We start from the raw sequence: 11,435 nt of genomic DNA, 5'->3' as shown, positions 1-11,435 counted from the left end.
AACTAGGTCCCAACGTGGTGCCGGACTAAGGGCACCCTTAGATTGTGCCCATGAGTCGTCGCACCACCATTGCCCTGTCGACCGCCGGCCTCCTGGCCGCCGGAGCCGCCCTCGCACTGGCCGTACGTCCGGCCCGCCACGACGTCCCCGACGTCGCCGCCGGCACGGGCAGTCGCCGTCCGCCCCGCGTCGTCATCGCCGGTGGCGGCTACGTCGGCTTCTGTGTCGCCCGGGCCCTTCGCGCCCAGCTCAACCTCGACCAGGTCGAGATCGCCATCATCGACTCGCGCGCCTACATGACCTACCAGCCCTTCCTGCCGGAGGTCGCGGCCGGCTCCATCCAGCCGCGCCACGTCGTCGCCCCCCACCGCCGTAACCTCGACGGCGTCACCATCATCACCGGCGCCGTCACCGCCATCGACCACGCGGGCCGCACCGTCACCGTGCGTCCCCCGACCCCTCAGTCCACGCACGAGCGGGTCGAGCCCTACACCCTGACCTATGACCACCTCGTCATCGCCCTGGGCGCTGAGGCCCGCACCCTGCCGATTCCCGGCCTGGCGGAGCAGGCCATGGGCTTCAAGCAGGTCGAGGAGGCTACCGCCCTGCGCAACCGGGTCCTCACCCGCATCGAGGACGCCGCCTCCACCTGGGACACCGAGCGCCGCAGGCGCCTGCTCACCTTCGTCTTCGTCGGAGGAGGCTTCGCGGGCGTCGAGGCCATTGCCGAGCTGGAGGACATGGCACGCGCGACCGTGCGCACTATCCCTTCCATCGAGCAGCGCGACGTCCGCTTCGTCCTCGTCGAGGGCTCGCGCCGCATCCTGCCCGAGCTCACCGAGGAGCTCTCCGGCTACGGGCTCCAGCAGCTGCGCGAGCGTGGCATCGACGTGCGGCTCAACACCTTCCTCAGCTCCTGCGTCGACGGCCACGTCGTCCTGTCCGACGGCACCGAGTTCGACGCCGACACCATCGTGTGGACCGCCGGCGTCAAGGCCGCCCCGGTGCTGCAGACCGCCTCCGACCTGCCCATCGATGCCCGCGGCCGTGTCACCGCGCTGCCCACCCTCCAGGTGGCGCGCGACGGCGCGCCGGTCGAGGGAGCCTGGGCCGCCGGCGACTGCGCCGCCGTTCCTGACCTGACCTCCGAGGACCCCGAGGCCACTTGCGCCCCCACCGCCCAGCACGCGGTGCGTCAGGCCAAGCTGCTGGCCGACAACCTCGTGGCCGTCCTCGCCGCCGGGGACGAGAACGGTGTGCCTCTGAAGTCCTACGCGCACGCGAACTTGGGCACCGTGGCCTCCCTGGGCATCGGCAAGGGCGTCGCCCGCATCATGGGCCGGGACCTGCGCGGCTTCACCGCCTGGACCGCTCACCGCGGCTATCACGTCTACGCGATGCCGACCCTCAACCGGAAGGTGCGCATCATGATGGACTGGCTGGCCGCCGTCGTCTTCCGTCGCGACCTGGCCTCCTTCGGCTCCATCGCCGAGCCCGGCGCGGCCTTTGCCACGGCGGCCCGTCACGACGCCGACCTCGCTGCCCGCCGCAAGGCCGCCGACAGCGGGTCCTGAGTGCTCAGCCGTCGACGACGGCGTCGAACTTGTCTGCGTAGTCCTGGGCGCTGAGCAGATCTCCCTCAGCGCTGACCGTCACCGTGAACAGCCAGCCGGCACCGTAGGGGTCCTCGTTGATGGTGCCCGGCTCGTCGACGACCGCCTCGTTGACGGCGACGACGGTGCCGCTCACGGGCGAGACGAGGTCCGAGACGGACTTGGTCGATTCGAGCTCGCCGCAGGGCTCGCCCGCCTCGACCTGGGCGCCGACCTCGGGCAGGTCGACGAAGACGACCTCACCGAGGGCGTCGGCGGCGACGGTGGTGATGCCCACGCGTGCGGGCTCACCGTCCTCCAGCCACTCGTGGTCGATGCTGTAGCGCAGGTGAGCGCGCACGCTCTGGGCCATGATGGGGTCCTTCCTGTCAGGAGGTGGTGGGTGGTGCGGGACGCCTTATCGGGTCCGCTTGTAGAAGGGGGAGTCGACGACCGTGACCTCCAGCGGCCTGCCGCGCACGTCAGCGACGAGCGCCGTGCCCACGGGCCAGGCGGGGGCGTCCTCACGCCAGGGACGCAGGAGCGCCAGGGCCACGGGGTGACCCAGGGTGGGTGACAGCAGGCCGGAGGTCACGGTACCGAGCACCTCGCCGTCGTCGCCCAGCACCGGCGCACCGGCCCGGGCCGCACGCCGCCCCTCAGCGATCAGGGGAACCAGCACCGAGGTTCCCTCGGTGCCCTCCTGCTCGGCCCGGGCGGCCAGGGCGTCACGTCCGATGAAGTCGCCCTTGTTGAGCCGCACCACCATGCCCAGGCCGGCGTCGTAGGGCGTCATCCCCTCGTGGAGCTCGTGCCCGTACAAGGGCATCCCGGCCTCCAGTCGCAGGGAGTCGCGCGCCGCCAGCCCGCAGGGGGTCAGCGCCGGCACCGGCTCGCCGTCGATGACGGTGGGCTCCAGGGCCGCCGCGGCGCTGGTGATGACCGTCCACAGGTCCACGGCGTCCTCCGCGCCGCAGAACAGCTCGAAGCCGTCCTCACCCGTGTAGCCGGTACGGGCCAGCAGCACCGAGTGCCCCGCCGCCGTCGCCCTGACGGCAGCGTAGAAGCGCAGGCGCTCCAAGAGCGTGGGACCGCACAGCACATCCGGTCCGCAGTCTTCCTCCTCCGAGCCCTCAAGGGGCCTGAGGGCGCCGGGCATGGCGGCACCGGACTCGACGACGCCGACGAGCACCTCCTGCGCCCGCGGCCCCTGGACGGCGATGAGGCAGGTGCGCAGAGAGATGTCCTCGACCGCGCAGTCGAAGCCCGCGCAACGGGCGACCAGCTCGGCGGCGACGCGCTCGCGGTTGCCGGCGTTGGGCACCACGAGGTACTCCTCGTCGCCCACGTGGTAGACGATGAGGTCGTCGATGACCCCGCCGGAGGGCGAGACGATCATCGTGTAGCGGGCGCGCCCCACCGCCACGGCCGACAGGGCCCCCACGAGCGCGTGGTCCAGGGCGGCCCCCGCCTCGGGGCCGGCGACCTTGACCTCACCCATGTGGGACAGGTCGAAGATCCCCGCGCTGCGGCGCACCGCGTGGTGCTCGGCCAGGTCAGAGGTGTAGCGCAACGGCATCTGCCAGCCGCCGAAGTCGGTGAAGGACGCGCCCAGGGCCGTGTGCACGCGGTGCAGGGGCGTGGTGCGCAGGACGGCTGCGCTGGTCTCGGTGTGCTTGCTCATCGCTGTCTCCTCGTCAGACGTGGTCTCGGCTCAGGCCTCGTGCGCCTCGAAGGCATCGGGTGGCGGGCAGGTGCACATCAGGTGGCGGTCGCCCCACGCGTTGTCCACCCGCGAGACCGGGGGGAAGTACTTGTCCGTCTCCATGCCCGCCAGTGGGAAGGCCGCGGTGGCGCGCGAGTAGGGCCGCTGCCAGGGCTCGGCCGTGACGGCCGCCAGCGTGTGCGGCGAGCGGCGCAGCACTGAGTCCTCCAGCGCCACGGCCCCTGAGGCGACCTCGTCGATCTCGGCACGGATCGAGCGCATGGCCGCGATGAAGCGGTCCAGCTCTGCCAGGGGCTCGGACTCGGTGGGCTCGACCATGAGCGTGCCGGCCACGGGGAAGGAGAGGGTCGGCGCGTGGAACCCGTAGTCGATGAGCCTCTTGGCCACGTCCTCGGCGGTCACGCCGGTGGCGGCGGTGAGCGCACGCAGGTCGAGGACGCACTCGTGCGCCACGTGCCCGCGGTGGGTGTACAGGGTGGGGAAGACGTCGGCGAGCGCCTGCGAGAGGTAGCTCGCGTGGGCCAGCGCCGTGAGGGTGGCCCGGCGCAGATCGGCGTCGGTGAGCGTGGCCAGGTACGTCCAGGCCAGCGGCATGACCCCCGCCGAGCCGAAGCGGGCCCCCATGGCCGCTGCTCCGCCGAAGCCCCGGTCATGGTCCTCGTCCGTCGGGAGGGCCGATCCGGCGGGGCCGGCCGGAAGGTAGGGGGCCAGGTGCTCCTTGACGACGACGGGGCCCACGCCCGGACCGCCGCCGCCGTGAGGGATGGCGAAGGTCTTGTGCAGGTTGAGGTGGGACACATCGCCACCGAGGTCACCCGGGCGCAGCAGCCCCGTGAGGGCGTTGAGGTTGGCGCCGTCGATGTAGACCTGGCCACCGGCGTCGTGGACGAGGGCGGTGACCTCAGTGACCTGCGGCTCGAAGACGCCGTGGGTGGACGGGTACGTGAGCATGATGGCCGCGACGCGCTGACCGTACTCGGCCAGGAGCTCGCGCAGATGGTCGACGTCGATGGATCCGTCCTCGGCGGTGGCGACCACCGTGACGCTGAAGCCGGCGCCGGCGGCCGAGGCGGCGTTCGTGCCGTGGGCGCTGGCGGGTACCAGGACGAGGTCGCGTTGCTGCTGCCCGGTGGCCCGGAGGTAGCCGCGCACCGCCAGCAGGCCGGCGAGCTCGCCCTGGGCGCCGGAGGCCGGCTGCAGGCTGCACCGGTCGTAGCCGGTCAGCCGCGCCAGCCGGTCGGCGAGACCGTCCAGCAGCAGGCGCCAGCCGCGCGTCTGGGACGTGGGGGCGTAGGGGTGGATGCCGGCGAGCCCTGGGCTGAGCCACACGGCCGACTGCGCGGCCGCGTTGAGCTTGAGGGTGCACGAGCCCAGCGGGATCATCGTCCGGTCGAGGGCGAGGTCGCGGTCCGCCAGCCGCCGGATGTAGCGCACGAGGGCGGTCTCGCTGCGGTGGCGGTGGAAGCTCGGGTGGGTCAGGAAGGTGCTCGTGCGCGCCAGTGACGCGGGCAGAGGGAACCGGGGGGCGCCGTCGGTGCCCGGGGCGGGATCCTGCGCGGCGCGGGGCAGGGCGTCGGCGAGCGCCCGCAGGACCGTGGTGACGTCGTCATCGGTGGTGGTCTCGTTGACACTCACGCCCACGTGGTCGGCATCGAGCAGGCGCAGGTTGTAGCCCAGCGCCTCAGCACGCTCGATGGCCCGGCGGGCGGCGCCGGGCAGGCGCACGCTCACCGTGTCGAAGAACTCCTCGTGCTCGAGGCCGAGCCCGAGCGCGCAGGCGCCGACGGCCAGGTGCTCGGCCCGGCGGTGCACGTGCTCGGCGATGGACACCAGGCCCTCGGGACCGTGGTAGACCGCGTAGAAGGCCGCGACGACCGCCAGCAGGGCCTGCGCGGTGCAGATATTCGAGGTGGCCTTCTCCCGGCGAATGTGCTGCTCGCGGGTCTGCAGGGCCAGGCGGTAGGCCTCACGGCCCTCGGTGTCCCGGGAGACGCCGACGACGCGTCCCGGCAGCTGGCGCCGCAGCGCCTCGGTGACGGACATGAAGCCCGGGTGGGGGCCTCCGAAGAACAGGGGCACCCCCAGGCGCTGCGCGGTACCGACGGCGATGTCCGCGCCGACGGCGCCCGGCTCGGTCAGCAGCGTCAGGGCCAGCGGGTCGGCATCGACTGCCACCAGGCCGCCGCGGGCGTGGACGGCCGCGATGGCACCGGCGAGGTCCTGGACGAGTCCGCGGCTGGTGGTGTGGGCGAGGACCGCCCCGGTCAGGGGCGCGCCGTCGTCGGTGATCGTGGAGAGGCAGGCGACCTTGACGTCGATGCCCAGGGCCTCGGCCCGGGCCGAGGCCACCTCGATGAGCTGGGGGTGCAGGCCGGAGTCGAGGAGCACGGGGGCGTCGGGGCCGCGGTGCGCGCGCGCCATGAGCAGGACGGCCTCGGCCACGGCCGTGGCCTCGTCCAGCAGGGAGGTGCAGGCCACCGGCAGGCCGGTGAGATCGGCCACGACGGTCTGGAACAGCAGCTGGGCCTCCAGGCGCCCCTGGCTGATCTCCGCCTGGTAGGGGGTGTAGGCGGTGGTCCAAGCGGGATTGGACAGGACGTCGCGCACGATGACGGCGGGGGTGATGGTGGGGTGGTAGCCGCGCCCGATCATCTCGGTGTGCGGGTCGTTGAGGGCGGCCAGGGACCTGAGCGCGCCGACGGCCTCATCCTCGCTCAGCCCGCCGACGACGGCATCGGGTCGCTCGGGCTGCTGCGGGGGGTCGAGGACGGGCAGGGTGGTGGGAACCACCCGGACGGCCAGGTCCTCCAGGCTCCGAGCACCGATGCTGGTCAGGACCGTGTCCAGGTCCGCTCCCGTCGTGCCCAGGTGCCGGTCCAGGAAGCGCGGGGGTGTGTGGGGCGCCGTCATAGCCCTCCCTCTCATCGTGTGGCGCGTCACATCCTAGTGAAGGAGTCCGCATCCGCGCAGCAGAATGGAAGCGGCGCTCCGTGAGGCACAGGTCGAGGACCGTCAGCCGTGCATCTGGTCACGACACTGCGCCAGGGCTGGGGCGGGGCCCCGCCGCCACCTACACTGCTCGGCGATGACCACGCTGACCACCTCCGCCCCCGTTCTCGACGCCCGAGGCGGCCTGCCGCGTACCTACCACGTGCGCACGCTCGGCTGCCAGATGAACGTCCACGACTCCGAGCACATGGCGGGACTGCTGGAGAGGGCCGGCTACCTGCGCGTCGAGGACGTGCCCGAGGCCGCCGCCCGCGCCACCGACGCCGGTGACGGCGGGGCCGACGTCGTCATCATCAACACCTGTTCGGTGCGTGAGAACGCCGCCACCCGGCTCTTCGGCAACCTGGGCCAGCTCGCCGCCGTCAAGCGCGAGCGCCCCGGCATGCAGATCGCCGTGGCCGGGTGCCTGGCCCAGCAGATGGGGGAGGGGATCGTCGAGCGGGCCCCCTGGGTCGACGTCGTCTTCGGCACCCACAACCTCGACGTCCTGCCCGCCCTGCTCGAGCGCGCCCGGCACAACTCCGCGGCCGCCGTCGAGCTCGAGGAGTCCCTCAAGGTCTTCCCCTCCACCCTGCCCACCCGCCGCGAGTCCTCCTACGCCGCCTGGGTCTCCATCGCCGTGGGCTGCAACAACACCTGCACCTTCTGCATCGTGCCCTCCCTGCGCGGCAAGCAGCGCGACCGCCGCCCCGGCGACGTCCTGGCCGAGGTCGAGGCCGTCGCCGCGCAGGGCGCCATCGAGGTGACCCTCCTGGGGCAGAACGTCAACTCCTACGGGGTCGGCTTCGGGGACCGCGGCGCCTTCGCCAAGCTGCTGCGGGCGGCCGGCTCAGTCGAGGGCATCGAGCGCGTGCGCTTCACCAGCCCCCACCCCGCCGCCTTCACCGACGACGTCATCGACGCCATGGCCACCACCGAGGCCGTCATGCCCAGCCTGCACATGCCCCTGCAGTCCGGCTCGGACCGGGTGCTGCGCGCCATGCGCCGCTCCTACCGCACCCAGCGCTTCCTGGGCATCCTGGACAAGGTCCGCGCCGTCATGCCCGAGGCCGCCATCACCACCGACATCATCGTCGGCTTCCCCGGCGAGACCGAGGAGGACTTCCAGGCCACCCTCGACGTCGTCGAGCAGGCCCGCTTCGCCTCGGCCTACACCTTCGAGTACTCCCCGCGCCCGGGCACTCCCGCCGCCGACCGCGACGACCAGGTCCCCACCGAGGTCGTCAAGGACCGTTACCGGCGGCTCGACGCGCTCGTGCGCCGCATCGCCCACGAGGAGAACGAGCGCCAGGAGGGGCGCGTCGTGGAGGTGCTCGTCGCCGAGGGCGAGGGGCGCCGGGATGCGGTCACCGCCCGCATCTCCGGTCGTGCCGCCGACAACCGCCTCGTCCACGTCGCCCTGCCCGAGGACCTGGCCGAGGACGACTACGCCGGCGGGGCCCCGCGCCCCGGCGACATGGTCACCGTGCGCGTCACCCACGGCGCCCCTCACAACCTCATCGCCGACTCCGCCCGCTGCGGACGCGAGCTGGACCCGCGCGCCGCGGCCGCCAACGAGGCCCTCAAGCCCGGCGACCGCCTCTGGCTCGACGACGGCCCCGCCCTGTTCCAGGTGCGACGCACCCGCGCCGGAGACGCCTGGGAGCGCCGCCAGGCCGAGGCCTGCGCCACGCCCGAGCCCGACACCGCCCCGGTGAGCCTGGGCCTGCCCACCCTCCGCGTGGGCGCACCGGCCTGAGGCGGACCACGGCTGATTGCGCTGACGGTGGAGCGGGCCGGGCTGCGCTGGGGAGCACCCCGCAGGCCCCGCTAGGCTGGGAAGCATGCCCAGCTTCGACGCCAGCTCTGCTGCCGCCGCCACGGTCCCCAGGCCCGTGGACGTCGACCGTATCCACGAGTGCGTCAAACGACTGGGACTGCGCTACTTCATCGACGACGAGGGCGACATTGGCATCCCCTGGCGCTACGTCACCGTCCACGCCATCTTCCAGGACACCAGGGCCGTCCAGATGCGCGGAATCTGGCACCGCATCGCCGACACTGAGCACCTGACTCAGTTGCGTGCCCTGGTCGAGGACTGGAACACCACCCGCATCGGCCCCAAGGCCTACCTCACCGTCGCCGACGGCGGAGTCGTGCGTCTTCACGGTGAGTACACCTACCCCCTCGAGGCGGGAATGACGGACCGACAGCTCGAGGACTTCGTCTTCGGCGGCTGCCGGCTTATCGTCGCCCTCATGCACGAGGCCGAGGAGCAGTTCCCCGACGAGCTGCGCGGAAGCCTGGAGCCGTGATGCCCAGACTGCAACGCCTCACCGACTTCATCGCGCGCCTCCTGGGCAAGGAGTGGGACGTGCGGGCGCTGGACCGTCAGCGCAGCAGCCGGCCGGGCGACTCCCACGCCGGGCCCGACGAGGTCCCGCCCATCTCGCCGTACGTCACAGGTCACGTGGAACCCTCAGCCTCAGGCGAGTCAGCCGACTCAACCACCCCGGCCGACTCCGGCGGCACATCGGAGCCGGCCAGGACAACTGCGTCGGCGCAGACCCTGGACGCCTCACGCAGCTGGTCGAGCACATCGGGCCGGTCGGAGGAGGAGCCGGCAGCGGGAGGACAAGGCGCCGGCCGCTCTTCGGACCTGGAGCCGGCCGACGAGGAGCCCCAGGGGCTGACCCTGGCCCGGATCGAGTCCATGCTCACCGGCCCGATGGAGTACAACGTCCAGCTGACCGAGGACCGCGAGCACCCTTGTCTCCTGGGAACCTGGGACTCCTTCCCCTTCGTCATCGAGATCCCTGAGGGGCATGACGGCTGGCTCCTGGTCTCCGGGGACTGGGAGGAGGCAGCCCCCGCCTCCCAGAGGGACGAGATCGCTGCCAGCGTCAACGACTGGAACCGGGACAAGTTCTTCCCCACCGTCGGCGTCATCGACACCCCCATCGGTCCGCTGGTGCGCGCCACCTACCTCACCGACCTGTCCGCCGGGGCTACCGATGCCCAGCTGCGTCTCCACCTGGACACGGCGTTGTCCGCCTGCACCCAGGCGCTCAGCCTCGTGGGTCCTCTCCTGCCGGAGATCTGAGCCCCATGAGCCCCAAGGCTGCCAGCGCCCCCTGCCTGCCCAGACTCGTCGTCGTGGGCCCCACCGCCACCGGCAAGTCGGCCCTGGCCCTCGACCTCGCCGAGAAGATACGAGCCGACGAGCCGGCGACCCGCGCCGAGATCATCAACGCCGACGCCTCCCTGCTCTACCGCGGCATGGACATCGGCACCGCCAAACCCAGCCCCGCCGAGAGGGCCCGCGTCCCCCACCACCAGATCGACGTCCTCACCGTCAGAGACCGGGCATCCGTGGCGGCCTTCCAGCGCAGCGCCCGCGGCGACATCGACGCCGTCGAGTCACGGGGCTACCTGCCGATCATCGCCGGAGGCTCCGGCCTGTACGTGCGGGCCCTGACCGACGACCTCGACTTCCCCGGCACCGACCCGGCCGTCCGCAGCCGCCTGAGTGAGCGCGCCGAGCGGGAGGGGACCGCCGCCCTCCGCGCCGAGCTGGCCCGGCTCGACCCGGTCGCCGCCGAGCGCGTGGAGGCCTCCAACATCCGCAGGATCGTGCGGGCCCTGGAGGTCATCGAGATCACCGGCCGTCCCTTCTCCGCCTCCCTGCCCCGCTACGAGGACATCGCCCCCACCGTCCACATCGCCCTGCGCTGCGAGCGCCGGCTCCTGGATCAGCGCATCAACGAGCGGGCCCGCGCCATGTTCGACGGCGGCCTCGTCGAGGAGGTGGAGGCCCTCGTCGACCAGGGCATCCGGGAGGGGGAGACCGCCCCGCGCGCCATCGGCTACGCCCAGGCGCTCGCGGTCATCGACGGGACCATGAGTGTGCCCGAGGCGGTCGACTCCACCGCCCTGGCCACCCGCCAGCTCGCCTCCCGCCAGATCAAGTGGTTCCGGCGTGACCCACGGCTGCACTGGATCGACGTCGCCCTCACCGAGACCGGGCAGTGCACCGACTCCGAGCGCTCCCGGTTGACCCGGCAGGCATGGGAGCTCGTCTGCACGCGTCGTGGCGTCGCTTAGGCTAGGGACCATGCCGCACTCGACAGGTCTTCGCGGTCGTGAGCTCATCAAGGGCCACGCGACCCTCAACGACTTCCTCATGCTGGTCGACCCCGGCTGCGAGGTCGCCATCAGCGGCGCCGACATCGCGGCGGTCTGCGACCGCCACCGCGGTATCGGTGCCGACGGCTTCGTGCGCGTCGTACGGACCACCGCCCTGCCCGGAGCCGGAGCCTTCGCCGCCTCCGTGCCCGAGGCCGAGTGGTTCATGGACTACTACCGCGCCGACGGAACCGTGGCCGAGATGTGCGGCAACGCCGCACGCCTGTTCGCCCACGTCCTGGACCGTGAGGGGCTGTGCCCCATCGCCGACGGCGAGTCGGTCACCATCGGCACACGCGGCGGGGCCCGCACCATCACCCGCCTGGGCGAGCTGTGGACCGTGGACATGGGGCCGGCCCGCCTGACCAGCCCCGAGGAGGCCGACGACGAGGGCTGGGACACGGCCGTCGTCGTCCCTGGCCTGGACGGGCCGCGGGCCGCCCTGAGCGTGGAGATCGCCGGCCCCCACACCGTCGTCGCCCTGGGGGAGGAGGGCGAGCTCGAGGCGGCCGCCTTCGCCGGGCTCACCGACTCCGCGGACCCGGTCGCCTACGAGCCCGCCCCCGAGGTCGGCACCAATCTTGAGCTCGTCGTGCCGCTGGGGGAGGAGACCGACCCCGACACCCACTCTTCGGTGGGTGTCGCCCGTATGCGTGTCCTGGAGCGCGGTGTGGGGGAGTCCCTCTCCTACGGAGCGGGGTGCTGCGCCGTCGCCGTTGCCCTGCACGCCTGGACCGGTCCGGGCGCTCCCGAGGACTACCGACTGCTCGTTCCCGGCGGAGAGATCGGGGTCCACGTGGGCGCCGACCCCCTGGGTGAGGACAGCAGCGTGCTGCTGACCGGCCCGGCCACGATCACCGGGCGGATCACCGTCGCCTGAGGCCCCTCAGCCCCGCCGCCATCCGCACTGCTCCCGGACGTCGCACCGACGCCGCATCCGAGAA

At 72.5% G+C, this 11,435-nt stretch carries 9 protein-coding genes; 6 read left to right on the top strand and 3 right to left on the bottom strand.

Annotated features, from left to right (window positions below; translation table 11 throughout):
• The first annotated feature begins 50 nt into the window (after nucleotides 1–50).
• The gene (locus FK267_RS10495) at nucleotides 51–1,574 is read left to right on the top strand and encodes an NAD(P)/FAD-dependent oxidoreductase (protein ID WP_141407135.1); all 1,524 of its coding nucleotides are present in this window, start codon (nucleotides 51–53) and stop codon (nucleotides 1,572–1,574) included.
• 4 nt (nucleotides 1,575–1,578) lie between these two features.
• On the opposite strand, the gene gcvH is transcribed toward FK267_RS10495, so the two are convergent.
• From gcvH to gcvP, 3 genes are read right to left on the bottom strand one after another with little or no spacing between them, the layout of a single operon-like run.
• The gene (gene gcvH / locus FK267_RS10490) at nucleotides 1,579–1,965 is read right to left on the bottom strand and encodes a glycine cleavage system protein GcvH (protein WP_060956458.1); all 387 of its coding nucleotides are present in this window, start codon (nucleotides 1,963–1,965) and stop codon (nucleotides 1,579–1,581) included.
• 45 nt (nucleotides 1,966–2,010) lie between these two features.
• Nucleotides 2,011–3,276 carry a glycine cleavage system aminomethyltransferase GcvT gene (locus FK267_RS10485; protein WP_141407134.1) on the bottom strand — a complete coding sequence of 422 codons (1,266 nt, stop codon included), beginning with the start codon at nucleotides 3,274–3,276 and terminating at the stop codon, nucleotides 2,011–2,013.
• A gap of 30 nt (nucleotides 3,277–3,306) precedes the next feature.
• Nucleotides 3,307–6,228 (bottom strand): aminomethyl-transferring glycine dehydrogenase, encoded by a 2,922-nt coding sequence (gene gcvP / locus FK267_RS10480; RefSeq protein WP_141407133.1) that lies wholly within the window; start codon nucleotides 6,226–6,228, stop codon nucleotides 3,307–3,309.
• A 175-nt stretch (nucleotides 6,229–6,403) separates the two neighbouring features.
• Here gcvP and miaB point away from each other — a divergent pair, with 175 nt between their 5' ends.
• From miaB to FK267_RS10455, 5 genes are all read left to right on the top strand, one after another.
• Nucleotides 6,404–8,065, top strand: coding sequence for a tRNA (N6-isopentenyl adenosine(37)-C2)-methylthiotransferase MiaB (gene miaB / locus FK267_RS10475; protein WP_141407132.1), 1,662 nt, complete (start codon nucleotides 6,404–6,406; stop codon nucleotides 8,063–8,065).
• Between the two features lie 85 nt (nucleotides 8,066–8,150).
• A complete protein-coding gene (locus FK267_RS10470; RefSeq protein ID WP_004565218.1) occupies nucleotides 8,151–8,621 on the top strand; it encodes a YbjN domain-containing protein in 471 nt (156 codons plus the stop codon).
• Entirely contained in the window at nucleotides 8,621–9,409 is a 789-nt protein-coding gene (locus FK267_RS10465; RefSeq protein ID WP_141407131.1) for a type III secretion system chaperone family protein, read from the top strand. The genes FK267_RS10470 and FK267_RS10465 overlap by 1 nt, the downstream gene beginning before the upstream one ends.
• Before the next feature lie 5 nt (nucleotides 9,410–9,414).
• Nucleotides 9,415–10,410 (top strand): tRNA (adenosine(37)-N6)-dimethylallyltransferase MiaA, encoded by a 996-nt coding sequence (gene miaA, locus FK267_RS10460; protein WP_141407130.1) that lies wholly within the window; start codon nucleotides 9,415–9,417, stop codon nucleotides 10,408–10,410.
• Nucleotides 10,411–10,420: 10 nt separating this feature from the next.
• The gene (locus FK267_RS10455; RefSeq protein WP_141407129.1) at nucleotides 10,421–11,371 is read left to right on the top strand and encodes a diaminopimelate epimerase; all 951 of its coding nucleotides are present in this window, start codon (nucleotides 10,421–10,423) and stop codon (nucleotides 11,369–11,371) included.
• Nucleotides 11,372–11,435: the final 64 nt, after the last annotated feature.

Source organism: Actinomyces oris, from assembly GCF_006546825.1.
In the GTDB taxonomy this organism is placed as follows: domain Bacteria; phylum Actinomycetota; class Actinomycetes; order Actinomycetales; family Actinomycetaceae; genus Actinomyces; species Actinomyces oris.
Note: the sequence above shows the minus strand (reverse complement) of the source record. Positions and strands in the feature narration are given on the sequence as shown.